Source organism: Streptococcus sp. k-378 (genome assembly GCF_013277505.1).
Taxonomy (GTDB): Bacteria; Bacillota; Bacilli; order Lactobacillales; family Streptococcaceae; genus Streptococcus; species Streptococcus pseudopneumoniae.
In genome coordinates, this window is record NZ_VMNC01000025.1 from 22,560 (window position 1) to 44,117 (window position 21,558).

The following is a 21,558-nucleotide window of genomic DNA, read 5'->3' on the forward strand; positions in this document are numbered from 1 at the left end:
CTACCATATTTATTTTAGAAAATAACATCCTGTTGGATTTTAAAAATTTCATTTTTTTCAAAATAGGGTTTTACCATTTCTTTCCACCTAGCTCTATGAAAATTGATTGATTTTAAAGGAGATAGGCCACAATTTCCCAATGCATAACTATCATTTACTTCAACAACAAGTGTTCTGCCATCGCGAGTAACACCGATATCTAGTTCATAAGCTATTGGCGCATCTTTCCAACATGATATCGCTTCATCAATTACACTTGCATCAAATTGTGCATGATAATCACCTGTATAGGGTCGAACATCTAATACGCGACCATCTAACACAAAACAACGCCATTCAGCTATGAATTCTACAACCTCACTAATCCATATAGGATAGTCGAAAGGTAGACCAATACCTATTAAATCATGGGTTCCATTAACAACTCTTCCAGTAAAGACTTTTGAACCAGCTTTAGGCTTAATAAATTTTCCCCAATTATCAGGTATATTCACAATCTCTCCTAAAATACCAGCATAAATCTTTCGACCATAAAACTCTTTAAGCTCAATAGGATAATCATAAACCGGAACGTTTAAGCCCATCATTTTTAGTAATGCTCTAATCTCCATTATATAATCTACAACTATATCTTCACTTGTTAACTCTTTTATTTCAGAAAAAGATTGATATAAAATAACTTCTTCTCCTTGTAAGTAGGCACCTACTTGAGCATTGTATTTATTAATTGAAACCTCACTTGGTAATTTACTTTGTCTAATATAAACAACCATTTCATCACTCCTATATCACTAGTGTCAACTGGCTTTTATAATACATTAGTTTAAAAGTGGAGAGGATTTTTAACACAGTAACTTTAAATCTTTGGTATTAAAAAATTTTCACAATATTTATAGAAATAAAATCTGTCTCAAATCAGTTATCAAATCTAGTATAAATTATGAGCGGCCACTCTAATACTTTCCCTCTAAACAAGAAAAAGACTTACACTCAAGGGTTTTCTTACCCCCTTCGTTATAACGTTTTGACTCTTTTACTAGCAAAGGTATATACTCACAAGGAACTTTGGTTGACTATTGAATCTCTCCAACTTCTTCTTTAACATATCCTTCTACATCTTCAATCTCTACAAACATTGGGTCTAAGTGACACAAGAAATGCCAAACTTCGATCCCTTTTTTTCTGTAAAGAATCGCTTCACCGTCTTCACTTCCGAAAAAGCTTCTGTCGATTTCATATCCGCAGCTTTCTAAGAAGTCTTTTGCTTTACGATAGTTCGTTTCTCTTGTTTCGACATAGGCTTTAACTTCATGGTTGTTAACGACATATGCATCAATTTTTGAATATCCTTCGATCACTCTATCATTTTTGAGGGATAAATTTGAAATCTCTTTCCAAATAATGTTTACATTTTCCTCAGGATCGAACATAAATTTAGATAAAGGAACAATATTTCCGTTAAAAATAATTTCCATATAATCCGGTATGTTTTTAGGATTAAAATACTCCACTTCAAAACCATCTTCTGTTTCCAGAGTGTATCCCGGGATTTGAGCTACAAAGGCTTTCCCATCTTCTATGGAATTAAATGCTACTAAATCTTTAGAATAATCATTTTGGTACAATTCCAATATAACCATCGATAATCTCTCCATTTTCATTATCAGGCTAATGTAAATAAGCACGTCACCTGACCAATTCAGGCTCTCTGTATCATCTCATCATATTTCCTACTTACTTTACGAGTCCTATACCCAGAACACACCTTATCGACCTTCGGTCTCACCTCGTCGCATTGGCTGAACATCTACTTTTACTTCGCTGATGCTTCAACTCGTACAAGCAGTGATACCGCCTCAGCGTGATGCCTCAGTGGGACTCAAAAGGTTCAGGGAACCTTTTGAGGATTAATTGCGTTTCTCTAACAAACTCACACATTCGACGTGATGCGTTTGAGGAAATAGATCCACCGGCTGGACTTTCTTCAATTCATATCCCAATTCTTGGTAGAGTTTAATATCACGCGCCATGGTTGCGACATTGCAGGAAATATAGGCGATGCGGTCTACTCCTGTTTGAGCGCTTGCTTTGATAAAGCTATCGGTCAATCCCTTTCGTGGTGGGTCGACCAAGATAACGGTTGGTTGAATACCTTCCTTGAGCCATTTCTTCATGGCATTTTCAGCCGTATCACAGACATAGTGGGCGTTTGAAATATTGTTCAGCTGAGCATTTTTTTTACTATTCTCAACCGCTTCTGGAATCAGTTCAACACCGTAGACTTCTTTAACATGCTTGGCGACTGATAAACCAATGGTTCCAATACCAGAATAAGCATCAATAACCACGTCATCTTTTTTTAACTCTGCAAAGTCAATGGCTGTTTGATAGAGTTTCTCCGCCATTTCAGTATTGACTTGGTAAAAGGCTGGGCCAGCGATTTGGAAGTCATTTCCCAACATCTGGTCCGTAATATAGTCTTGACCATAAAGAGTGCGCCACTCCTTACCAAAAATCGCATTGGTATTCTGGTCGTTGATATTTTGCATGACAGACACAATCTCTGGGAACTGCTTGATAACTTGTTCAATCAATTGGTCAACACGAAAAACTTTTGGACGAGTTGTCACCAAAACGACCATGATTTGTCCTGAATAGTGACCACGACGCACCACAAGATTCCGAATCAATCCAGACTGTTCCTTTTCGTCATAAGGTTTTAAATCAAAACGACGGAGCAGGTCTCGAAGAGCTACTACGACTTGGTCAATGACAGGATCCTGGATAAAGAAATCTTCAAGGGGCATGAGGTTGTGCGAATTCTTACGGAAAAATCCTGTTTCCAAGACACCATTCACTCGACGAACGGGCACCTGCGCCTTATTGCGATACTTGACTGGATGTTCCATACCAAGCGTTTCAGCAACTTCTACATCTGCAATTCCAGCAATCTTGTAGAGACTGTCCTTGACTTGCTTGGTTTTAAACTTGAGCTGTTCTGGATAAGAAAGGTGTCCTAAATCCGCGATTCCTGAACGCAGGTAAGCCAAATCTAGATCTTGATTACGGTGTGGTGACTGGACAAGGTATTTTTCAACTTTTCCAAAGCCAATCTTTTTATTGACCTTGAGGACACGCATGAGAATTTTTTCACTCGGTAAAGCATTCTCTACAAAAAAGACCAAACCATCTACCTTGGCAACTCCTGCCCCTTCATGGGTCAAGTCAACAATTTCAACTTCTACAATATCATTTTTCTTTAACATTCTTTTCTCTTTCTATTGGCCGACAAAAAAGACGGCAACGTTACGGTTACCATCCATTATACCATGAAATTTCTTAAGAACCAAAACTCTTGAAGAAGGTGACAAGGGCTTGCCAGAGGGAGCTTAAGAAGTTACCACCGTCCTCTAGCGCCTTATCCGCATCAAAGTTAAGGTTGATATTTTTAAAACTGTCGCCAGCTTGTGATACGATGCTTTGTTTAAGGTCATTTAGGGTTTTAGTGAAATCTGCATTGCTGAGGATATCACTCTTTGAGAGATTCAAGGCAAAATTGATGATGATATTGATCTGGTTTCCTGTTATGACCTGATCAAGTTTGTAATTTTTTAAGGTATCTTCAACAATCTTGCGGATATCTTCTTCTGTCAGATTTCCCTTGCTTTCTTTAGCTTTGGCGAGTCCTGACTTGATATCAGCTAGGGCAACGTTTAATTTATTAGCATCATAGCCTGATTTGTCCTTGTTTTCAGCATTGATATCTGACAAAGCCTTCAACTCTTCTTGAGCCAAATCTTTATTAGCTTGTGGCACCTTGGCTCCATTAGCCTCTAGCGAATAGTAAATCCCTGCTAAAGCACTTTCTCCTGTAACTGGAATAGGGGCTGCTACAGTGATTTTGGCATGTTCCATACCCAGCGTTACTGCTGCGTTTCGGTACATATCCTGAGTCACCTTAGTGATATTTTCTGGTGTTTCAATCTTGACCTCAAGTGGCGATTTGTCACCTAGCTTTTGAATCTTGGCTGATGAATACAACTGTAAGCTAGAGTCATTGGCCACATTCATGATTTTAGAATAAACATCAGGTGTCATGGTCTTGAGTTCTTTGGTATCTGTTGAGGCATTGTACCCCAGTTTTTTAAGAGTTTGATTTTTTTGGTCTTCAGATAGGGAAGAACCTAGGACATATTCAGGTTGGACATAGGTTTCATCGATAACTTTTTGAACATCTGTTGCTGCATGGACGCTATTCATAGCTGTTACTGCCCACAAGATCGCAGCGCTAGTCAGAAAGAGTTTCTTTCTCATAGGGAATTTCCTCCTTTACTTCTTTAGAGTAATATATCTATCTTAAAGAAAACTTATAACAAAAACACCTGGTCTAGCCAGATATTGAAAAGAGAATGAAACATTTGATGATGTAAAGGTTAAGTCGTACCTGTCTAGAATAATAATAGTTTCCTCCATTTACATAGAGTTCAGCACCGTGAAAAATGGAAATGGGGTGAATATAACTATAAGTCTTTCCAGTCGTATTACCAAGCAAGGGGGCAACAGTCTCACGAGAGTACTGTTTGGCTAGAGCCAAGGTATTTTCCTTGCCATTTTGGGCGATAAAATCGATATAGGCAGGTCCAAAATTATAGGCTTGAACAGCTGTCCAGATATCTACACCCTTCTTCTGCGCCAGATAGAGATTGCCTGTCAGAGTTTGAATGCCTTGCCGAATGCTAGAGGCATTATCATTGATGGTGTTGGTTGAACCACTTGCAGACTCACTAGACTGCATAACATCGCCTTCTTTTCCTTTTGTTTCAGTATAAATCATAGCAAGCACAAGCTCTTCGTTTGCTGGAGTGTCTTTTTCACTCAAGATTTCTCGCACCATGGGTTGATAGGTCATGACTTGTTTGACATCTTGATGAACGCGGTAAGCTTTATAGCCAGCAAAAAGGAAGACTGCTAGTACAAGCACTCTTCGAATTCGTTTAAACATTATTTACTTTGGATATCCTCGATATTTTTGATTAAGATAGAGTAGGTTCCATTTTCGTTTTGGGTAAACTCAACAGACTCGGCGTCTTGATAGACGTTATTGGGAACGATGAGTTCAATTCCATTTGATAAGGAGAGTTTTTGGTTTTCAAATTTCTTTAATTGGCGACTGGCATCAATTTCATCAAATTGAACAGGTTCTGGTACGGCTTCTTTGACTTGGTCAATAAAGCTCAAACGAGCCGTCAGATTGTTGTCAAAAAGGTCATTAGCCAATTTCTCAGGTGACAATTCATTGCTTTCTTCTAGATTGTTGAAAATAGCTGATTTGACCTTGGATTGAAATTGAAAATCATCTGTGTTAAAAGATTCGGCAATTCTCTGGGCTGTTTTTTCCAGTTCCTTGATGGATTTCTTAGGTGAAATCTTGGGGGCAACAGCTAGGAGATTTTCTGAAAAATAGTTCAAAAAAGTCCCGTTGTACTTGATTCGTTTTTCAATCAGATGGTACTTGCGACTCTGAAGATTGACTACCAAGGCCTCGTCAGCACCCGTTCCAAATCCAGGCAGATTATTCTGAGTCAGCTTGATTGGATTATCAACTTCTCCTCCAAGGTGAGTCAAGGTCTCACGCAGAGCAATTCGTAAGAAAGCAAAATGTTCTACACCTTCTTTAGAAAATTGCACAAAAATCAAGTCATTGGTCTTAAGATTTTCTGAAATGCTGAACTCCTCTTTCCAGAGATTAGCCAGTATTACTGATGTCTCCAACAAATCGTCTGTGATATGATTGAAGAAGGGATTTTCTTCTTCGAAAATCCCAGTCTTGGCTTCATCTGAATACACACGTTCAATTTTTTTACGCAGGTATTCTTCGATTTTTGGAGTAATATTGAGAAGCTTATCCGCTAGGAACAGCTCGGTATCATCCGGACTGAACTGGTGAATAATGGCTTTCTTAATATAAATATCCATAAAAGTTTTAGTCCTCGTATAATGGGAAGGCATCTGTCAATTCTTTAACTGCACTTCTCACTTCTTCTAAGACAGCTTTATTTTCTGCATTTTTAAGGGTTTTAATGATGAGTTCAGCCACTTTGCGACTTTCTTCTTCACCAAATCCACGTGCAGTAATGGCTGCAGATCCGATACGAATACCACTTGTCTTGAATGGTGACAAGGTTTCATATGGGATTGAGTTTTTATTTAGGGTAATATTGACTTCATCCAGCAAGTTTTGAGCAACTTTTCCGTTTTCTACAACCTTAGTCACATCCACTAGGAAGAGGTGGTTTTCAGTCCCACCAGAAATAATACGAAAATCAGGGTCTTGTAAGAAGACAGCTGCCATAGTCTTGCTGTTCTTGATAACATTAGCAGCATATTCCTTGAAGGCTGGATCCAAAACTTCTTTGAAGGAAACAGCTTTAGCTGCTACAACATGCTCCAAAGGGCCGCCCTGAATACCAGGGAAAATAGCTGAATTGATTTTCTTAGCAAGTTCTTCGTCATTGGTCAAAATCAAACCACCACGTGGTCCACGAAGGGTTTTGTGGGTCGTTGTTGTAGTGATATGAGCGTATGGTACTGGGCTTGGATGAAGGCCAGCCGCAACCAAACCAGCGATATGAGCCATATCTACCATGAGCTTAGCACCAACGGCATCTGCAATTTCACGGAATTTTGAAAAGTCGATAATTTGAGAATAGGCTGAAGCACCTGCTACGATCAATTTTGGTTTTACTTCTTGGGCTTGCTTCAATATAGCATCAAAGTCCAATAATTCCGTTTCAGGATCTACACTATAAGAAACAAAGTTGTAGGTTTGACCTGAGAAGCTAACTGGAGCTCCGTGGGTCAAGTGTCCACCTGCTGCTAAATCCATCCCCATAACGGTATCACCTGGCTCAATCAAGGCCATGTAAGCCGCACAGTTGGCTTGGCTTCCTGAGTGAGGTTGGACATTAGCAAATTTTGCACCGAAAATTTCTTTTGCGCGTTCAATAGCAAGAGTCTCTACCACGTCTACCACATCCGTTCCACCATAATAACGGCGGCCTGGGTAACCCTCGGCATATTTGTTTGTCAAGATAGACCCTTGAGCTGCCATAACAGCCTTGGAAACTACGTTTTCCGAAGCAATCAACTCGATATTATTCTGTTGGCGTTCTTCTTCTTTGGCAATAGCATTCCAGAGATCAGCATCGTATGCTTTAAAATCATCTTTGTCAAAAATCATAGGTCTTCTCCTTTTATTGTGTGACTAGTCCATTAGTTTAATTTTCTTATTAGAAAATCAAACTAAAAGATGCGAATAAACCGTTTCTGCATTTTATCACAAGTATAACCAACTTTTTCATAAAATGCATGAGCACCCAGACGATGATCGGCAGAGTTTAAGCGGATAAACCCATAACCACGTCTTTTTGCTTCTTCTTCCAACCCTTGTAATAAGCTTTTACCAATACCTTGACCTTGCGCTTGAGGTGAAACTGCTAAAGCTAAAATATTAAATCCTGCTTTAGAATAAAGTGATTCATAGACCTCAGCGTGGACATATCCAAGCAAGGCATGACTAGCTTCATTCTCATAGCCAAGTAGGAAATGATGGGAATCCTGAGATAGTCTAGCAAATTGACTAGCCGTGTCCTCTGGACTAAAAGAATAACCCAAAGCCTCTTGGTTGATCTCACATATAGCGTTCACATCAGTTTCTCTTAAATCTCTTAGCATCTCATTCCTCCTCAAAAGAAATCTCTGGCAACTGAGCAAGAATATCTTCTCGCTTAATGGCCCCTTGGCGTAAGATTTTCACCTTGTCTCCAGACAAGTCCAAAATAGTCGAATCCTGTCCAGTTAGAAAAGCATCGTCTTCTAGACCCAAAACCTCTTGGTCAAAATCCTTCAGAATTTGTTCAAAGGTTACACCACTTGACTGACCTGAAATATTGGCAGACGGCCCAATCAAGGGTCCCGTCTCTCTAATCAAATCAAGCGTGATGGGATGACTAGGCATCCGAAATCCCACCGTTGCGAGACCCGAATTGACCCAATAGGGAACTCGGTCATTAGCTTCGAGAATAATGGTCAAGGGACCTGGTAAAAAGGTCTCTACAAGTTTTTGAAGATAAGTTGGCTGATTCTTTGAAAAGTGCAAGATATCCTCTAAAGAGGCAATATTGAGATTGAGTGCCTTGTCTCTGGGACGACGTTTAATCTGGTATACATGATTAACTGCTTTTTCGTCTAGAGCCTTGGCAAAAAGACCATAAACAGTCTCTGTAGGCAGAACAACAGCTCCACCCTTTTCCAACTCTTGCCTAATCCTGTCCATCATCAACCACAACCATCCTATCTTGACCAAATTGATCCTTAAGCGTTCTTACACGTTTTTCAGGAAGATGCTTCCTAAAAAGTTCAGGAACACTTTGACCTTGCTTGTATCCAATTTCAAGGTAAATCTTACCACCATCTTTGAGATAGTCTTTTGCATCTTCCGCAATTCTACGGTAAATAGCTAGGCCATCCTCGTCTGCAAAGAGAGCTAGATGAGGCTCCGAATGCAAAACATTCAAGCCAACCTCTGACTCATCTTCACGAGAGATATAGGGTGGATTGGAAACAATTATATCATATTTTTCAGAAATTTCTGTAAAACAGTCAGATTTTTTTAAAAATATTTGAAGATTTTGATTTTTAGCATTTTCGTTAGCTAAATCTAAAGCATCTTGGGAAATATCTGCTGCTGTCACTGACCAATCTGGTCTATTTTTTGCTAGAGCGAGAGCAATAGCTCCACTTCCTGTTCCAATATCCAGAACTGAAAGATTCGTCTCAGGATTTTCAGCCAGGATAAGCTCCACCAACTCCTCTGTTTCTGGACGAGGGATCAATACTCGCTCATCAACTGTTAACTGCATTCCATAAAAATCTGCCTGTCCGATGATATACTGTGCTGGTTTATGATCTACTAACTGTTGAAAAATTCCTTTTACAAATTGTTTTTCTTCCTCTGTTACCTCTTTCTGGAGGGCAAAAACAAAATCTGTGAAAGGAAGATTTTTCAGGCCACGATAGACAAAAGAGAGGCTTTCAGCTTCCTCTCCTTGTCTTATCAACTCTTCTTCAAAATCTGAAAATAATTGAGCTAATATCATTATTTATTTAATTCTTCTAATTTTTGTGTTTGGTCATAGAGCACCAAAGCATCCACAACCTCATCCAATTTACCAGACAAAATAGTATCTAGTTTTTGGAGAGTCAAGCCGATACGGTGGTCTGTGACACGGTTTTGTGGGAAGTTATAAGTACGAATACGTTCTGAACGGTCACCAGTACCGATTGTTGATTTACGCTCAGCGTCTTGTTCATCCTGAGCAATTTGTGCAAAGTGGTCAGCAACACGCGCACGGATGATTTTCATGGCTTTCTCACGGTTCTTCTGCTGGGTACGTTCTTCCTGCATCTCAACTTTAATATTGGTTGGCAAGTGAACGATACGAACGGCTGTCGCAACCTTGTTGACGTTCTGTCCACCAGCACCAGAGGCGTGATAGATGTCGACACGAAGGTCTTTTGGATCAATGTCGTATTCAACCTCTTCAACTTCTGGCATAACAAGAACTGTCGCTGTCGAAGTATGAACACGGCCTTGGCTTTCTGTCACAGGGACACGTTGCACACGGTGGGCACCTGATTCGTACTTGAGTTTAGAGTAAACCGACTGACCAGAAACCATAGCAACCACTTCTTTAAAACCACCGACACCGTTCATAGAGGCTTCCATGACTTCAAAGCGCCAACCTTGGGCTTCCGCATACTTTTGGTACATAGTTAGCAAATCTCCAGCGAAAAGTGCCGCTTCGTCTCCACCAGCTGCTCCACGGATTTCAAGGATGATATTCTTGTCATCGTTTGGATCCTTTGGAAGGAGCAAAATTTTCAGTTTTTCTTCATATTCTTCTTTTTCAGCCTTGGCATCTTTGAGTTCTTGCTTGGCCATTTCTTCCAAGTCCGCATCTCCGCCTGATTCCTTAATCATCTCTTCGGCATCGACGATATTTTGAAGGACTTGTTTATACTCACGGTAGGCTATTACGGTGTCACGATTGGAAGCTTCTTCTTTTGAAAGCTCCATAAAACGCTTGGTGTCTGAAACGACATCAGGGTCACTCAGCAATTCTCCTAGTTCTTCATAACGGTCTTCTACAGCTTGTAGTTGATCATAGATGTTCATTTTTCTTCATTCTCCTTATTGATTTCAGGGGCAAAATAATGTTTACGGCAAACCGAGATATAGGTTTCATTACCACCAATCTGGATCTGTTCTCCATCGTAAACGGGCAGTCCATCCTGTGTTCGCAACACCATGGTCGCCTTTTTCTTGCAATACTGACAGATGGTCTTGATTTCGTCAATCTTGTCTGCTAAAAGCAAGAGATATTTGGAACCTTCGAACAATTCATTGCGAAAGTCATTTTTCAAGCCAAAAGCCATGACGGGTATGTCTAACTCGTCCACAACACGAGCTAGGTCGTAAACATGGTGGCGTTTAAGAAACTGGGCTTCATCGACCAACACACAGTAAGGTTTTTCTGATAGGTCTCGGATATAGCCGAAGATATCCGTCGTCTCCTCAATTGCAAGAGCAGAGCGTTTCATGCCAATACGACTCGATACATAGCCAACACCGTCACGAGTATCCAGAGCCGAGGTCATAATCACAACACTTTTTCCCTGCTCCTCGTAGTTATAGGCCACTTTGAGAATCTCAATCGTTTTACCAGAGTTCATGGTCCCATAACGATAATACAACTGTGCCATGTTTCTTGCTTCACGTCCATTTCTAAATTTTTGCTACATTCTAGTATATCATAATTTTCTGAAGCTTTAAACGGCAAAATGTGGTAAAATAGAAGAAATCAAAACTAGTGGAGGAAGCCATTATGCCATTTGTACGCATCGATTTATTTGAAGGACGCACGCTCGAGCAAAAGAAAGCTCTTGCTAAGGAAGTAACAGAAGCTGTTGTCCGTAACACTGGAGCCCCTCAATCAGCTGTCCATGTCATCATCAACGACATGCCAGAAGGAACTTACTTCCCACAAGGAGAAATGCGCACCAAATAAGCTAGCTTAAGCAGAATTGCTTAGGCTTTTTCAATCTCCAAGTAACATTCATTGAAGAAATAGTTCAAATTTGTTACAATTTGAAAAGAGACTTGGAAAAATTTCCAATAAAAGAGCTATTTATTAAAGGAAACATTATGATTACACGTGAATTTGATACCATCGCTGCTATCTCTACTCCACTAGGTGAAGGGGCTATTGGTATTGTCCGCCTGAGCGGAACAGACAGTTTTGCTATTGCGCAAAAGATTTTTAAAGGAAAAGACTTGAACAAGGTTGCCAGCCACACTCTCAACTACGGTCACATCGTTGACCCTCAGACAGGAAAAGTCATGGACGAGGTTATGGTTGGAGCTATGAAGTCTCCAAAGACCTTCACTCGTGAGGATATTATCGAGATTAACACCCACGGTGGAATTGCGGTAACCAATGAGATTCTCCAACTAGCTATCCGTGAGGGAGCTCGATTGGCTGAACCTGGTGAATTTACTAAACGTGCCTTCCTAAATGGACGTGTTGACTTGACTCAGGCTGAAGCCGTTATGGACATCATCCGTGCTAAAACAGACAAGGCCATGAACATTGCGGTCAAACAACTTGATGGTTCCCTTTCTGATCTTATCAATAATACCCGTCAAGAAATCCTCAATACACTTGCCCAAGTCGAGGTTAATATTGACTATCCTGAGTATGACGATGTTGAGGAAGCCACTACTGCTGTTGTCCGTGAGAAGACTATGGAGTTTGAGCAATTGCTAACCAATCTTCTTAGAACAGCTCGTCGCGGTAAAATCCTTCGTGAAGGAATTTCCACTGCCATCATCGGACGCCCAAACGTTGGGAAATCTAGCCTTCTCAACAACCTCTTGCGTGAGGACAAGGCTATCGTTACAGATATTGCTGGTACTACTCGAGATGTCATTGAAGAATACGTCAACATCAACGGTGTCCCTCTCAAATTGATTGATACAGCCGGTATCCGTGAAACGGATGACATCGTGGAACAAATTGGAGTTGAGCGTTCGAAAAAAGCCCTCAAGGAAGCCGACTTGGTTCTACTGGTGCTAAATGCCAGTGAACCACTAACCGCCCAAGACCGCCAACTCCTAGAAATCAGTCAGGAGACTAATCGCATTATTCTTCTTAACAAAACTGACCTGCCAGAAGTTATTGAAACCTCTGAACTTCCAGAAGATGTCATTCGCATTTCAGTCCTTAAAAATCAAAATATCAATAAGATTGAAGAGAGAATTAACAACCTCTTCTTTGAAAATGCTGGTTTGGTTGAGCAAGACGCAACCTACCTATCAAATGCTCGTCACATTTCCCTGATTGAAAAAGCAGTTGAAAGCCTACAAGCTGTTAACCAAGGTCTTGAACTAGGTATGCCAGTTGACTTGCTTCAAGTTGATTTGACTCGTACTTGGGAAATCCTCGGAGAAATCACTGGAGATGCGGCTCCTGATGAACTCATCACCCAACTCTTTAGCCAATTCTGTTTAGGAAAATAAGAAAAATCCATGATCCTTCTTGCGGTCATGGATTTTATTGTCTTATTAGTAATCTGGTCTTAAAACCCCTGTTACAGTTGCCTTAGTCGCTTCGTAGTCACCATCTACAACAACCTTGATAATGCGTTTGGCATCTTCTTCTGGTGCTGGAACTAGAGGTAATCGAGTTGGACCAGCTTCAAATCCCATATAGTTAAGAACGGCCTTAACAGGAGCAGGACTTGGATAAGAGAAGAGGGCATTGACCTTAGGAATGAATTGACGCTGAATAGCCGCTGCTTTCTTCATGTCGCTTTCTGCAATGGCAGTAAACATCTCGTGCATTTCATCCCCATTTGTATGAGAGGCAACAGAAATAACCCCATCCGCACCAAGGTTCATGGCATGGAAAGCATCTCCATCCTCACCTGTATAAATCAAGAATTCTTCAGGCTTGTGCTCAATCAAGTAAGCCATATTGGCCAAGCTAGTACATTCTTTGACACCAATAATATTTGGATGGTCAGCCAAACGAAGCATAGTTTCTGGAGTCAATTCGACAACCACACGACCTGGAATATTATAGATAATAATTGGTAGGTCAGAAGCATCTGCAATAGCCTTAAAGTGCTGATACATCCCTTCTTGAGAAGGTTTGTTGTAGTAAGGAACAATAGCAAGACCAGCAGCAAAACCGCCAAATTCCGCTACTTCTTTGACAAACTCGATCGAGTCTCGCGTATCATTGGTACCTACACCCGCAATCAAAGGGACACGTCCATTGACAATCTTTTGTACAGCCGCAAAGAGTTCCAACTCCTCATCGTGGGTCAAAGTTGGACTCTCAGCAGTCGTTCCTGCGAGAAGAATACCATCTGTATGATGGGCCAATAAATGCTCAATCAAGGCTGGAATAGCATCAAAGTTAATGGAACCATCCTCGTGGAAGGGAGTAATAAAGGCCGTGATGATTTTACACTCTTTTAAATCTTGATAAGACATGAAAACACCTCTCTATTTCAAAGAAGGAGTTCATCTGAACTCCTAAACGATATGACTATTTTAATTCAAATTTCAATTCGGCAGTTGGACGAACCAATCCACGTTCGTGGAGAGTTTCAGCAATCTGAACTGAGTTCCAAGCAGCACCTTTGAGAAGGTTGTCTGAAACAATCCACATGTGAATTCCTTTTTCAGCATCCAAGTCTTTACGGATACGACCAACAAAGGTATCACGTGAACCAACTGCATTGATAGCTTGAGGATAGATTTGATGAGCTACATCATCTTCAAGAACAGCGCCTGGGAAGGCTGCGATAGCTGCTTTTACTTCTTCGATTGGAGCCACTTCTTTTGTTTCGATATAAACTGACTCAGAGTGAGCTGACAAGACTGGAATACGAACACATGTTGCAGATACTGCAATGCTATCATCTTCCATGATTTTCTTAGTTTCCTTGGTCATCTTCATCTCTTCGTAAGTGTAATCATTGTCAGTGAAGACATCGATTTGTGGAAGAGCATTAAAAGCGATAGGATAATGTTTCTTATCACCACCTGAAGGCAAGATTTCCGCATGCAAATCACGTGGGTTTACACCATCATTCAAGACTTCACGAAGTTCACGTTGTGTCTCAAGAATTGCTCCCATACCAGCACCTGAAACTGCTTGGTAGGTTGAAACAATGATACGGTCCAAGCCCCATTTTTGGCGAACTGGCTCAAGAGCCACCATCATTTGAATTGTTGAACAGTTAGGGCAGGCAATGATCCCATTGTGGGCATCAAGTGCGTGAGCATTGACCTCTGGAACAACCAAAGGAACGTCTGGATTTTGACGGAAGTAAGATGTATTATCTACTACTACCGCTCCAGCTTTAACTGCGTATGGTGCATACTTAGCTGATGTCGAACCACCTGCTGAAAAGAGAGCAATATCAACTCCCTCAAAAGCTGTCTCAGTCGTTTCTTCAATCGTAATATCTTGGTCTTTAAATTTCAAAGTCTTGCCTGCTGAACGTGCAGAAGCAAGTAAACGAATTTTATCGATTGGAAGTGTTGATTCTTCCAACATTTTTATCATCTGAGCACCGACAGCACCTGTCGCGCCGACTACAGCAACTGTATATCCCATAAATAACCTCTTTCGGAATTTTCTAAAAATTTCTATAATAGAAGTATTATACTACTTTTTCCATGAATTGCAAAGCTTTTTCATCATTTTTTGAAAAATAAAAATCCCCAGTCGATAGACTAGGGACTAAGAGGCATCTTCATGTGATGAGCAGGTTCACACAACTCATCAAGGTCCGCTCCTGCGTTATGACCTCCTTATGCTCAATAGTAGCCCGAAGACTACCTATCGACTCATCGCACCTTCTATTCTACTAAAGAGAATGACTTTTGTCAACAGACGAAACGCTTTAACTTCATTTATACAGGTCAATAAGAAAAACCTTGATCTCCCAAGGTCATTTTGTTTCTATCATGCTAATTGCCGGGATTGAACCGGCGACCTCATCCTTACCATGGATGCGCTCTGCCAACTGAGCTAAATCAGCTTACTTGAAAAGTATACTATAATCAGAAAAGCTTGTCAAGTTTCCTTAGAAATTTTCTATAAGAAAAAGCCAGGTAAAGGCTACCTAGCTTATCTTCTTCTATTTGCTTAAATCAATTCGACGACCAATTTTACCGATAATAATCGCTCCAATAATCAATGAGGCAAATTCACCGATACCTGTTGTAAACCAAGTAAGGAAAAATGGTAATTCTGCTACAATATTTAACTCTGCAGCGATAGTAAACATGGAAATTGAAAAGAGGATTGAAAAGAAGAAATGATCTTTTCGAATCAATCCGTTAAAGAGGTAATCCTTGCTATATTTTGCAAAAAGCCAAACACCTAAACTGAGGAATACCAAGGTTGATCCGCCACCAACAAAAACATCTAGTAGTCCGAAGCTAAAGAAATTAGCAATCATACAACCGATAGTAACTCCGATGATGTACTTGGGATTGTAAAAAGCCATAAAGTTCATCATTTCTGAAATACGAAACTGATAAGCACCATAGCTGATGGCATTTAGGGGCGGTGTGACAGTCAAAACGACATAAATAGCAGCAACGATTGCAATGTCTGCAACATCACGAATAGTTAATTTTTTCATCTTTTCTCCTTTAGCGGGTTATCCGCGTGTAATATGCTTGGTGAAAGAAGCTAAGCACCAAGGGTTGCTTTATTCAACCTTACTAGTATAGCACAATAGCCTACTTTATGCTATACTTAAAGCATGAAAATTCGTATTCAAAAATTTTTTAACAACGAAATCTTAGCCTATCTCTTTTTTGGCCTTGCGACAACTCTAGTTTCGATTCTCTCACGACTAGTCATTTATCAACTAAATCATCAGGAACTCTTTGCTACTGCCCTAGCAAATAGTATTGGTATCTTATTTGCCTTTATCACAAATGATACGATTGTATTTAAGCAAGCAAGGAATAATCGCCTTATTCGTTTAGTGAAATTTTCTCTTGCCCGCCTTTCTACTTTTCTGTTAGACTTGTTTTTAACTTTTCTCTTTGTAACCCAATTTCCTCACATCATAGGTCAATTCGTAAATGAAAACATTGATAAGATAAATGCTATTGAAACAATAATTGCACAAATACTCATTATTATCATCAATTATATCTTGAGCAAGGTCTATATTTTTAGAAAATAATGCTCCATTTATGAGCCTTTTAATTGCCTTCTATAATGATTTAGGATACAATGAAACACGAAACGTTGAAAGGAAAACAGTATGTTAAAAAATCTAAAATCATTCTTGCTTCGAGGAAATGTTATTGACCTTGCTGTCGGTGTTGTCATTGCCTCTGCTTTTGGTGCTATCGTTACTTCACTTGTAAACGACATTATCACTCCTCTTATTTTAAATCCCGCTTTGAAAGCTGCTAAAGTCGAACGTATTGCTCAACTTTCTTGGCATGGAGTCGGCTATGGTAACTTTTTAAGTGCTATTATCAATTTTATCTTTGTGGGTACCGCCCTCTTCTTTATTATCAAGGGTATTGAAAAAGCACAGAAACTGACTGGCATAAAGGAAGAAAAAACTGACGAAAAAAAACCAACCGAATTGGAAGTACTTCAAGAAATCAAAGCTCTTCTTGAGAAAAAATAATCGTTTAAAAGGATCTAGCACAAAGCTAAATCCTTTTTCTTTACTCTTTGGGCAACTTGCCTACTTTTTCTAGCATCTTCTTGATAAGATAAGGCATCTTAACATTCTCCCGTCCTTTTTTCTCAATCAGTTTTTTCACAAATTCTGGCATTTGTAAATCTTGAGATTCGGCCAAAATGTTTTTCGTCTCATCTGAAGGAACTAACTCATCAAAGGTTTCTTCTTCTGGGAGAAATTCCTTAAACTCTTTGTCCTCATTGGCTCTGACTGTATTGACCAAGGCATCAATCAAGCGAGAATCTGTATTTGGCATTGGTGGACGATGGTAGTTTACCCCAAATTCCTGACACAAGTCATAACATTCCACATCATTATCAAACAAGACTTCAATGTGCTCACTGATAAAGCTGATTGGAACAAAAATATAATGGTCTGGATGTTCTGTCTGTTCTCTGAGATACTCCAAAACATCTGGCTTAATCCATGGAATCCCAATATCACTCTCACTTTGCCAGGTATTTGTATATTGATCGGAACTCAAACCTAGTTTTTCAGCAACTAACTTGCTATTTTCGAAAATTTGATCGATATAAGGATCTCCAAAATCCAAGGCAAAAATGGGCACACTATGGGCTGAAAAGATGACTTTAAAGCTATCCTGCTTTACTTCTTCTTTTAAAATTTTAGCAATTTCATCTGCCCAATAGTTTAAAAGTGCTTCTTCCTGATACCAGTCCTTAATGACCAAAAATTGAATTTGTTTGCTTTCTAAAAATTTTTCATAGCCCATGACAGAGTAGAAAGAATAATGAGGCTCCACAATCAAACAAATACACTGTTCAATGCCGTCTGCTTCCATCTGACCAATCACATCTGGAATAAAAGGGCTGGAAAACTTATTGGCAAAATAGACACTATATTCATTTCCTAGCCTAGCTTCTACCAAGGCAACCTCTTCACGGGTAATTTTTTGCAGAGGCGTGCCTCCAATTCGTACATAATTATCATAGAGAGTTTGAATCTCGTGGTCTTGAGGTCTCACTCCACGACGAATATTTGTGAAAAAATCAGCCACACCTTCAAAGGTAATCTCTTCTGGCGAACCGAAGGTCATCATTAAAATTGCTTTTTTCATAATCGCTTCCTTGTGATATTTTTATCAAGTTTATTTTATCATGAATCCACTGATAAGTAAACGCTAACATAGCAGATTGCCCTAACTTCTGTCTTTTGTTTTTCTCTTCTTTCTATGATACAATGGAAAAAATGAATTCAAAAGGAGTTTTTTTATGACTTATCCAAATCTCTTGGATCGCTTCCTAACCTACGTTAAGGTCAACACGCGCTCTGATGAACACTCTACTACTACTCCAAGTACACAGAGTCAGGTTGACTTCGCAACCAATGTCCTTATTCCAGAAATGAAACGTGTTGGACTGCAAAACGTCTACTACCTTCCAAATGGTTTTGCAATTGGGACCTTACCAGCCAATGATCCATCTTTAACGCGTAAGATTGGCTTTATCTCCCACATGGATACTGCTGACTTTAATGCCGAAGGAGTTAATCCCCAGGTAATTGAAAACTACGATGGTGGTGTGATTGAACTTGGAAATTCTGGTTTCAAACTCGATCCAGCTGACTTCAAGAGTCTTGAAAAATATCCAGGACAAACGCTCATCACAACAGATGGAACAACCTTGCTAGGGGCTGATGACAAGTCAGGAATTGCTGAAATTATGACTGCTATTGAATATCTGACTGCTCATCCTGAAATCAAACACTGTGAAATTCGTGTTGGTTTTGGTCCAGATGAGGAAATCGGTGTTGGTGCTAATAAATTTGATGCAGAAGATTTTGATGTTGATTTTGCTTACACTGTTGATGGTGGCCCACTAGGTGAGCTTCAGTACGAGACCTTTTCAGCAGCGGGTGCTGAATTGCATTTCCAAGGCCGTAATGTCCACCCTGGTACTGCCAAAGGGCAGATGGTCAACGCCCTTCAGCTAGCAATTGATTTTCATAATCAACTTCCAGAAAATGACCGACCTGAGTTAACGGATGGTTACCAAGGGTTCTACCATCTTATGGATGTGACTGGTAGTGTCGAGGAGGCGCGTGCAAGCTACATTATTCGTGATTTTGAAAAAGATGCCTTTGAAGCGCGTAAAGCATCCATGCAATCTATCGCTGATAAGATGAATGAAGAACTTGGGAGCAACCGTGTCACTCTCAACTTGACAGACCAGTACTACAATATGAAAGAAGTCATTGAAAAAGATATGACTCCAATTACCGTTGCTAAAGCCGTTATGGAAGATCTAGGTATCACTCCTATTATCGAACCAATCCGTGGAGGGACAGACGGCTCTAAGATTTCCTTTATGGGAATCCCAACTCCCAATATCTTTGCTGGTGGCGAGAACATGCACGGTCGTTTTGAATACGTTAGCCTTCAGACTATGGAACGTGCAGTTGATACCATCATTGGTATCGTAGCTTATAAAGGCTAAAAAGACGAGGTAGCTCAGCTACTTCGCCTTTCTTTTTATTCTGCTGGTTTTTCTTAGCTTCCAGTACTTGTTGTAGATTCTGTTGTTACCTTTTCTGAAGCTGGTTCAGCAGGTTTAGAATCTCTTGTATTGCTTGGTTTGTTTTCGTCGCTAGCAGTTTCAATGTTAGATTCTGCAGTTGCGTTTGGTTGGTTCTCAGCACTGGTGTTATCACCATTTGCTTCAGCATTTCTTGCTGGACTTGTTTCTTCACTTGCGCTAGCTTTTGACTGGATTTGATGATTCAAGCTTTTGTCGATTCAAGTAAAGCTGTTTTGTCTTTACTATTAGCAGAAAGTTGATCTAATAATGCATCCACCTTATCAAAGTCCGCATCAGATCCATTATTACTTTCTAAATAAGAGTGAAGCGACATGAGAATATCGTAGAGTTTTTGATAGAGTACAAGTGTCTGAGAATCTTGCTCAGCATTTTCCTTTTCTTGTTGAAGGGCGCTAGCGATACGAGTCAAAACATCTTTTACCTGACTGTTTACTTCATCCAAGTCTGCATCAGCCTTGTTTGTGGCAGCTTTTAGATTTTCTACTTCTTCTGCCAAGGATTGTCTGATTCCTTCTTCATGGAGTTGTTCCAAGAGTTGATTTGCCTTGCTCAAAAGACTTTCTACTTCTTCCTTGCTATCTGTCGCAGATTATTGGTTGCTATCTACCATGTACTCCTAAAACAGGAGAGTTATAATCCAAGATTACAAGGCCTTACAGAAATAAGAAATCCAGATAAGACAATGTTCGTCCAAGACGCTATTCGCTTCGCACAGCAGCACGGATTCAATATGCTTTAATTTTAAAGTTTAGGTGTCAAGACCTCTTTTTAGTGTGCCCAAAATTTAGAGAAGTAATCAATCAACTAACTTTTATTTTTTTCAAACTTTCAGTAAACTGACCTAAAGCTAACTCAATCTGTCTTTGTAGATGCTTCTGCTATCAGCTAGAAGTTGATCTACTTTTGCCAAGACTGCCTTCTCATCAAAAGTTCCAGGTTGATAGTTGGATTGCAGGGATGGAATCTTGTTTTTCAAAGCCGCTTCATATCCCTTAGTTTGAACCTTGATGTAGTGATTGTGGTCGCCATGAGGAATCACAAAACCTTCTGAATCTTCACTTATAATTCGATTGGCATCAAAAACCATGACCATCTTCTTCCTCATGGTGGACATGTAGTGACGGATTACTTAATACAGAACTAGAAGAACTTCCTACCTCTTCCGTGTTAGAGTGTGATGGGGGATTGTTAAGAGATGACTTAGGAATATAGTGATAGTGTTCCCCATGTCTTACTATATAAGCATCACCTATATCTCTGACAATATCATTAGGGTTAAAAACATATGTGGCTGCTAATTCACCTGCCGACAAGTCACTCTCAGGAATGAAATGATAGTGACCACCATGTGGTACTATAGTAGGTTGAAATAGAATATGAGCAAATTGATAAGGGGATTTTAAAGTAATTTCTAACAATGATTTAGAAACTATGATGTGCTATTCTAAATTCAACTCACTATATATAACCATCATCGGTAGTATAACGTCCCTGTAATTTTGCTACAGATACTTCTGCACTAGCTCCTTTATCGTCTTTACCATGTTCTTGTTTTTGGCGATTGATTTCATCTTTTGTTCGTACATTTTCTGCATGAGCTTAATCTTTAAGGTAAACATAATACTTTCCATCTACCTTAATACTATATCCTCCCTTAACCTAACTGACGATATCTTGATCTTTCAGCTGATAGTTGGGGGCTTTCATTAATGGCTCTTCACTAAAGAGCGCATCAAAAGGAACTTTACCATTATAGCAGTGATAATGATCGCCATGAGAAGTTACATAACCTTGACCTGTAATCTTAATAACAATTTGTTTTGCTTGAATTCCTTCTTTTTGACTAACCTAGTCTGGAGTCAAATTTTCAGTCTTCTTAGTGTCTTTATTACTGTTTACATATGAAACACGATTTTTATCTGTATTGGCCTGTTAGCTATGTTGGTTCAGAGCATAAACACACAGACTTAAGGAAAGGATAACAACAGATCCAGCTGCTATATATTTCTTTTTAAATTTCATAATTACCTCATTTCTATAATTATTTATATGATGTCTTCATTATTAAATGATTAAATAAATAAATTAATTAACCAATTAATTAACTAGTAAATATTCCACCTCTTTTTAAGTTGTATGT

Annotated in this window: 21 protein-coding genes, 1 tRNA gene, 3 pseudogenes and 1 riboswitch; of the genes and pseudogenes, 6 read left to right on the forward strand and 19 right to left on the reverse strand. The window is 39.6% G+C overall.

The genetic code is table 11. The features are described 5' to 3' along the window. Positions 1 to 14: 14 nt before the first annotated feature. The 12 genes from HT719_RS03125 to HT719_RS03180 all read right to left on the reverse strand — a co-directional run bounded on the left by HT719_RS03125 (position 15) and on the right by HT719_RS03180 (position 10,824). On the reverse strand, positions 15 to 773 hold the full coding sequence (locus HT719_RS03125) for an ATP-grasp domain-containing protein (protein ID WP_172928204.1): 759 nt from the start codon (positions 771 to 773) through the stop codon (positions 15 to 17). A 300-nt stretch (positions 774 to 1,073) separates the two neighbouring features. After that, a complete protein-coding gene (locus HT719_RS03130; protein WP_016397777.1) occupies positions 1,074 to 1,640 on the reverse strand; it encodes a hypothetical protein in 567 nt (188 codons plus the stop codon). A 267-nt stretch (positions 1,641 to 1,907) separates the two neighbouring features. Next, positions 1,908 to 3,266 carry a 23S rRNA (uracil(1939)-C(5))-methyltransferase RlmD gene (gene rlmD, locus HT719_RS03135; protein ID WP_016399227.1) on the reverse strand — a complete coding sequence of 453 codons (1,359 nt, stop codon included), beginning with the start codon at positions 3,264 to 3,266 and terminating at the stop codon, positions 1,908 to 1,910. 73 nt (positions 3,267 to 3,339) lie between these two features. Then, positions 3,340 to 4,314: a DUF1002 domain-containing protein gene (locus tag HT719_RS03140; protein ID WP_016399228.1), complete on the reverse strand. Its 975-nt coding sequence runs from the start codon at positions 4,312 to 4,314 to the stop codon at positions 3,340 to 3,342. A gap of 73 nt (positions 4,315 to 4,387) precedes the next feature. Beyond that, entirely contained in the window at positions 4,388 to 5,002 is a 615-nt protein-coding gene (pmp23, locus tag HT719_RS03145) for a cell wall hydrolase Pmp23 (protein ID WP_172928206.1), read from the reverse strand. Continuing rightward, positions 5,002 to 5,976: a nucleoid-associated protein gene (locus HT719_RS03150; protein WP_172928208.1), complete on the reverse strand. Its 975-nt coding sequence runs from the start codon at positions 5,974 to 5,976 to the stop codon at positions 5,002 to 5,004. The genes pmp23 and HT719_RS03150 overlap by 1 nt, the downstream gene beginning before the upstream one ends. A gap of 7 nt (positions 5,977 to 5,983) precedes the next feature. Continuing rightward, complete coding sequence (gene glyA, locus HT719_RS03155; protein ID WP_050261644.1) at positions 5,984 to 7,240, reverse strand: serine hydroxymethyltransferase; 1,257 nt, start codon at positions 7,238 to 7,240, stop codon at positions 5,984 to 5,986. A gap of 62 nt (positions 7,241 to 7,302) precedes the next feature. Then, the gene (locus tag HT719_RS03160; RefSeq protein ID WP_000942969.1) at positions 7,303 to 7,734 is read right to left on the reverse strand and encodes a GNAT family N-acetyltransferase; all 432 of its coding nucleotides are present in this window, start codon (positions 7,732 to 7,734) and stop codon (positions 7,303 to 7,305) included. Between the two features lies 1 nt (position 7,735). Next, positions 7,736 to 8,338 (reverse strand): L-threonylcarbamoyladenylate synthase, encoded by a 603-nt coding sequence (locus HT719_RS03165; RefSeq protein WP_000969285.1) that lies wholly within the window; start codon positions 8,336 to 8,338, stop codon positions 7,736 to 7,738. Then, on the reverse strand, positions 8,322 to 9,158 hold the full coding sequence (prmC, locus tag HT719_RS03170) for a peptide chain release factor N(5)-glutamine methyltransferase (protein ID WP_172928210.1): 837 nt from the start codon (positions 9,156 to 9,158) through the stop codon (positions 8,322 to 8,324). Before prmC ends, HT719_RS03165 begins: the two co-directional genes overlap by 17 nt. Then, on the reverse strand, positions 9,158 to 10,237 hold the full coding sequence (prfA, locus tag HT719_RS03175; protein WP_001028801.1) for a peptide chain release factor 1: 1,080 nt from the start codon (positions 10,235 to 10,237) through the stop codon (positions 9,158 to 9,160). Before prfA ends, prmC begins: the two co-directional genes overlap by 1 nt. Further along, complete coding sequence (locus tag HT719_RS03180) at positions 10,234 to 10,824, reverse strand: thymidine kinase (protein ID WP_172928212.1); 591 nt, start codon at positions 10,822 to 10,824, stop codon at positions 10,234 to 10,236. The genes prfA and HT719_RS03180 overlap by 4 nt, the downstream gene beginning before the upstream one ends. Positions 10,825 to 10,946: 122 nt before the next feature. On the opposite strand from HT719_RS03180, the gene HT719_RS03185 reads away from it, so the two are divergent. Both HT719_RS03185 and mnmE read left to right on the forward strand, forming a co-directional pair. Next, complete coding sequence (locus HT719_RS03185; RefSeq protein WP_001117401.1) at positions 10,947 to 11,129, forward strand: 4-oxalocrotonate tautomerase; 183 nt, start codon at positions 10,947 to 10,949, stop codon at positions 11,127 to 11,129. A 137-nt stretch (positions 11,130 to 11,266) separates the two neighbouring features. After that, positions 11,267 to 12,640: a tRNA uridine-5-carboxymethylaminomethyl(34) synthesis GTPase MnmE gene (gene mnmE / locus HT719_RS03190; protein ID WP_023935943.1), complete on the forward strand. Its 1,374-nt coding sequence runs from the start codon at positions 11,267 to 11,269 to the stop codon at positions 12,638 to 12,640. Positions 12,641 to 12,685: 45 nt separating this feature from the next. Here the strand turns inward: mnmE and dapA are convergent, their stop codons facing one another. The 4 genes from dapA to HT719_RS03210 form a co-directional block, all read right to left on the reverse strand. Beyond that, a complete protein-coding gene (gene dapA, locus HT719_RS03195; RefSeq protein WP_138701835.1) occupies positions 12,686 to 13,621 on the reverse strand; it encodes a 4-hydroxy-tetrahydrodipicolinate synthase in 936 nt (311 codons plus the stop codon). Between the two features lie 55 nt (positions 13,622 to 13,676). Then, on the reverse strand, positions 13,677 to 14,753 hold the full coding sequence (locus HT719_RS03200; RefSeq protein ID WP_054392865.1) for an aspartate-semialdehyde dehydrogenase: 1,077 nt from the start codon (positions 14,751 to 14,753) through the stop codon (positions 13,677 to 13,679). Between the two features lie 354 nt (positions 14,754 to 15,107). Beyond that, positions 15,108 to 15,180: transfer RNA gene (locus HT719_RS03205), tRNA-Thr, on the reverse strand. Positions 15,181 to 15,279: 99 nt separating this feature from the next. Next, positions 15,280 to 15,789, reverse strand: a complete 510-nt coding sequence (locus HT719_RS03210) for a QueT transporter family protein (RefSeq protein WP_000737071.1) — start codon at positions 15,787 to 15,789, stop codon at positions 15,280 to 15,282. Further along, positions 15,787 to 15,884, reverse strand: a riboswitch (PreQ1 riboswitch). It overlaps the preceding gene by 3 nt. Positions 15,885 to 15,912: 28 nt before the next feature. Between HT719_RS03210 and HT719_RS03215 the strand changes: the two genes are divergently transcribed. Both HT719_RS03215 and mscL read left to right on the forward strand, forming a co-directional pair. Beyond that, positions 15,913 to 16,344 carry a GtrA family protein gene (locus HT719_RS03215; RefSeq protein ID WP_172928214.1) on the forward strand — a complete coding sequence of 144 codons (432 nt, stop codon included), beginning with the start codon at positions 15,913 to 15,915 and terminating at the stop codon, positions 16,342 to 16,344. A gap of 81 nt (positions 16,345 to 16,425) precedes the next feature. After that, positions 16,426 to 16,803, forward strand: a complete 378-nt coding sequence (gene mscL, locus HT719_RS03220; RefSeq protein WP_000916792.1) for a large conductance mechanosensitive channel protein MscL — start codon at positions 16,426 to 16,428, stop codon at positions 16,801 to 16,803. Between the two features lie 40 nt (positions 16,804 to 16,843). On the opposite strand, the gene hemH is transcribed toward mscL, so the two are convergent. After that, positions 16,844 to 17,938 (reverse strand): ferrochelatase, encoded by a 1,095-nt coding sequence (gene hemH, locus HT719_RS03225; protein WP_172928216.1) that lies wholly within the window; start codon positions 17,936 to 17,938, stop codon positions 16,844 to 16,846. 154 nt (positions 17,939 to 18,092) lie between these two features. Between hemH and pepT the strand changes: the two genes are divergently transcribed. Further along, positions 18,093 to 19,316: a peptidase T gene (pepT, locus tag HT719_RS03230; protein ID WP_172928217.1), complete on the forward strand. Its 1,224-nt coding sequence runs from the start codon at positions 18,093 to 18,095 to the stop codon at positions 19,314 to 19,316. 53 nt (positions 19,317 to 19,369) lie between these two features. Here pepT and HT719_RS03235 read toward each other — a convergent pair. Continuing rightward, positions 19,370 to 19,995 (reverse strand): annotated as a pseudogene (locus HT719_RS03235) (HIT family hydrolase); the annotation flags it as partial. Here HT719_RS03235 and HT719_RS11875 point away from each other — a divergent pair. Beyond that, positions 19,993 to 20,157, forward strand: a pseudogene (locus HT719_RS11875) (IS110 family transposase); the annotation flags it as partial. The pseudogenes HT719_RS03235 and HT719_RS11875 sit on opposite strands and share 3 nt — an antisense overlap. Positions 20,158 to 20,427: 270 nt before the next feature. On the opposite strand, the pseudogene HT719_RS11510 reads toward HT719_RS11875, so the two are convergent. Further along, positions 20,428 to 21,440: pseudogene (locus HT719_RS11510) on the reverse strand (pneumococcal-type histidine triad protein); the annotation flags it as partial. Positions 21,441 to 21,558: the final 118 nt, after the last annotated feature.

Excerpts from the sequence above, each read along its gene's own strand:
- HT719_RS03125 (WP_172928204.1), bottom strand. The coding sequence starts at position 773 with ATGGTTGTTTATATTAGACAAAGTAAATTACCAAGTGAGGTTTCAATT.
- HT719_RS03130 (WP_016397777.1), bottom strand. The coding sequence starts at position 1,640 with ATGGTTATATTGGAATTGTACCAAAATGATTATTCTAAAGATTTAGTA.
- rlmD (WP_016399227.1), bottom strand. The coding sequence starts at position 3,266 with ATGTTAAAGAAAAATGATATTGTAGAAGTTGAAATTGTTGACTTGACC.
- HT719_RS03140 (WP_016399228.1), bottom strand. The coding sequence starts at position 4,314 with ATGAGAAAGAAACTCTTTCTGACTAGCGCTGCGATCTTGTGGGCAGTA.
- pmp23 (WP_172928206.1), bottom strand. The coding sequence starts at position 5,002 with ATGTTTAAACGAATTCGAAGAGTGCTTGTACTAGCAGTCTTCCTTTTT.
- HT719_RS03150 (WP_172928208.1), bottom strand. The coding sequence starts at position 5,976 with ATGGATATTTATATTAAGAAAGCCATTATTCACCAGTTCAGTCCGGAT.
- glyA (WP_050261644.1), bottom strand. The coding sequence starts at position 7,240 with ATGATTTTTGACAAAGATGATTTTAAAGCATACGATGCTGATCTCTGG.
- HT719_RS03160 (WP_000942969.1), bottom strand. The coding sequence starts at position 7,734 with ATGCTAAGAGATTTAAGAGAAACTGATGTGAACGCTATATGTGAGATC.
- HT719_RS03165 (WP_000969285.1), bottom strand. The coding sequence starts at position 8,338 with ATGATGGACAGGATTAGGCAAGAGTTGGAAAAGGGTGGAGCTGTTGTT.
- prmC (WP_172928210.1), bottom strand. The coding sequence starts at position 9,158 with ATGATATTAGCTCAATTATTTTCAGATTTTGAAGAAGAGTTGATAAGA.
- prfA (WP_001028801.1), bottom strand. The coding sequence starts at position 10,237 with ATGAACATCTATGATCAACTACAAGCTGTAGAAGACCGTTATGAAGAA.
- HT719_RS03180 (WP_172928212.1), bottom strand. The coding sequence starts at position 10,824 with ATGGCACAGTTGTATTATCGTTATGGGACCATGAACTCTGGTAAAACG.
- HT719_RS03185 (WP_001117401.1), top strand. The coding sequence starts at position 10,947 with ATGCCATTTGTACGCATCGATTTATTTGAAGGACGCACGCTCGAGCAA.
- mnmE (WP_023935943.1), top strand. The coding sequence starts at position 11,267 with ATGATTACACGTGAATTTGATACCATCGCTGCTATCTCTACTCCACTA.
- dapA (WP_138701835.1), bottom strand. The coding sequence starts at position 13,621 with ATGTCTTATCAAGATTTAAAAGAGTGTAAAATCATCACGGCCTTTATT.
- HT719_RS03200 (WP_054392865.1), bottom strand. The coding sequence starts at position 14,753 with ATGGGATATACAGTTGCTGTAGTCGGCGCGACAGGTGCTGTCGGTGCT.
- HT719_RS03210 (WP_000737071.1), bottom strand. The coding sequence starts at position 15,789 with ATGAAAAAATTAACTATTCGTGATGTTGCAGACATTGCAATCGTTGCT.
- HT719_RS03215 (WP_172928214.1), top strand. The coding sequence starts at position 15,913 with ATGAAAATTCGTATTCAAAAATTTTTTAACAACGAAATCTTAGCCTAT.
- mscL (WP_000916792.1), top strand. The coding sequence starts at position 16,426 with ATGTTAAAAAATCTAAAATCATTCTTGCTTCGAGGAAATGTTATTGAC.
- hemH (WP_172928216.1), bottom strand. The coding sequence starts at position 17,938 with ATGAAAAAAGCAATTTTAATGATGACCTTCGGTTCGCCAGAAGAGATT.
- pepT (WP_172928217.1), top strand. The coding sequence starts at position 18,093 with ATGACTTATCCAAATCTCTTGGATCGCTTCCTAACCTACGTTAAGGTC.